Here is a 2,108-nt window from a genome sequence, read left to right on the forward strand (position 1 = left end):
ACCGATTTTGAGGTAGTCAGTTACCTAATTTTCAGGGAAAAAGTCCAGGAATTTTACCCCCGATCCCTCCAATGGTCGGCACTTTTTGAGGAAAAAAAGTCTAAAAGCCTTATCCAACAAGGTTTTTAGATTTATTCAGCAAGCCCTAGATAAACTTTGGACAACCTTCTGGAATAACGGCATTAGTAACCCGCTTTCGGTAATCGAGCAGATTTCCTATTTACTCTTCATCAAGCGCCTAGATGACCTAGAACTAGCTAAGGAGCGTAAAGCCCAACGATTAGGCGAAAAACTCGAAAATACCACCTTTACCGCCAGCCAACAGCATATCCGTTGGTCGCACTTCAAAAATATCGATGATGCGGAGACAATGCTCCAGATTGTCCGGGATGAAGCGTTTCCCTTTATCAAAGATCTGGGGCAATTCTGCAAGGGTAGCACCTACGCTAAACACATGAAGAATGCGGTGTTTCTCATCGCGTCTCCGGCGCTGCTGGCGACGGTAATCGAGCAAATTGAAAAAATCCCGATGGGGGATCGGGACACCAAGGGCGACCTTTACCTAAAATGTCGGATGAATGCCCCCGCTACATTTTTCGAGAAGATACTCAGCTTTGCGGGGGATGAAATCAGACCAGAATATCAACCGCGGAGCATCGGTTTAATTCCACCATCTGTGGGTAAACTGTGTTATACCTAACTTAGCCAAGGGTCGAGGATTGTTAGATGCTAGTCGTAGAAGCAAAGCTAAAAAACGGAACACCAGAGCAATATCACCGGCTCGATGAAGCTATCATAACTTCTCAGTTTGTGCGTAATTCTTGTGTTCGTTATTGGGGGTCAAATCAAGGGACAACCCGCAATGATCTCCAAAAACTTTGTGCGGTACTAGCTAATAATAAAGAAACACCTTATGTTAATAAATTAAACTCACAAGCTCGTCAATCGGCTGCTGATAGAGCCTGGCAATCAATTAATAAGTTTTATCAGAATTGTCATGCTAAGATACCAGGGGAAAAGTGGTTTCCTCGGTTCAAAAAGCATAACCGTTCCTTTGAGTATAAATTAACAGGCTACCAACTATCTGATGATCGACGTAAAATCAGATTTACTGATGGTTTTCAAGCAGGAGAATTTGATTTATGGTGTAGTCAAAAGACATTATTTTATTATTCAGAGCAACAGATTAAACGGGTAAGAGTTGTTAGACGTGCTGACGGTAAACCAACGCGACAAATAACAGGAATTGACTTAGGGTTAAAGGAATTTTATACCGATGCTCAAGGCAATAATGTAGAGAATCCACGTTATTTAAGAAAGTCAGAAAAACGACTGAAAAAAGGACAACGACGATTATACAAAAAGTTTCCTCAAGGAAACAAACAGTCTAAAAACTATCACAAGCAACGGATAAAAGTAGCTAGGCTTCATCTTAAAGTATCAAGACAACGTAAAGACAAAGCAATTAAAGACGCTTTGGCGTTAGTCCAGTCTAATGATCTGGTAGTTTATGAGGCTCTAAAGGTAAGAAACTTAGTCAAAAACCATAAGCTTGCCAAATCGATTTCTGATGCTTCTTGGTATCAATTCACTGAATGATTGAATTATTTTGCCAAGATTTATCGGATTGTTTGTGTTGCTGTTCCTACCCATTTTACTAGCCAAGATTGTTCAGTTTGTGGGACGATAGTGCAAAAAACATTAAGCAATAGAACTCATCAATGCCCTAACTGTAAAACAGTCTTAGATAGGGATCATAATGCATCAATCAACATTCTTAAAAAAGGGTTGAAATATTTTGTAAATCATCTCAACGGTACTGTTGGGCAAACAGCAACCACCCCAACCACTAGGGCTGATTCATTCTCCGAATCTAATTCTTTTTTTGCTACCTTTAATCGCTTATGAGGTAAGCAAAAGACCTCGGCCTAATATTATCTCAAGACCAAAAGTTTTTCTAGTTAAGGAATCTACCCGAATAAAAATTATTTTAATTGCCTCATATTTTTTCAGTGAAATTGAATTTGTTCTTCGGTTTGTGTTATGCAATGGAGGGGGTTTATAAGGGATGAAACCCTTATATAGAAAGACATTTGGCGATTTTTGTC

1 protein-coding gene and 2 pseudogenes are annotated in these 2,108 nt (G+C 39.7%); 2 read left to right on the forward strand and 1 reads right to left on the reverse strand.

Annotation, left to right across the window (positions count from 1 at the left end; all coding sequences use genetic code 11):
- Window positions 1-85: 85 nt before the first annotated feature.
- Together PX481_RS29575 and PX481_RS03850 are read left to right on the forward strand one after the other, a co-directional pair.
- Window positions 86-457, forward strand: a pseudogene (locus PX481_RS29575) (type I restriction-modification system subunit M N-terminal domain-containing protein); the annotation flags it as partial.
- Window positions 458-726: 269 nt separating this feature from the next.
- Window positions 727-1,908: pseudogene (locus tag PX481_RS03850) on the forward strand (RNA-guided endonuclease InsQ/TnpB family protein).
- Here the strand turns inward: PX481_RS03850 and PX481_RS03855 are convergent.
- Window positions 1,903-2,108, reverse strand: a 206-nt coding sequence (locus PX481_RS03855) for a hypothetical protein (RefSeq protein ID WP_288093721.1), incomplete at its 5' end; no start/stop codon positions are given. The pseudogene PX481_RS03850 and the gene PX481_RS03855 sit on opposite strands and share 6 nt — an antisense overlap.

The sequence above is a fragment of the Microcystis sp. M53603_WE2 genome (assembly GCF_030065435.1).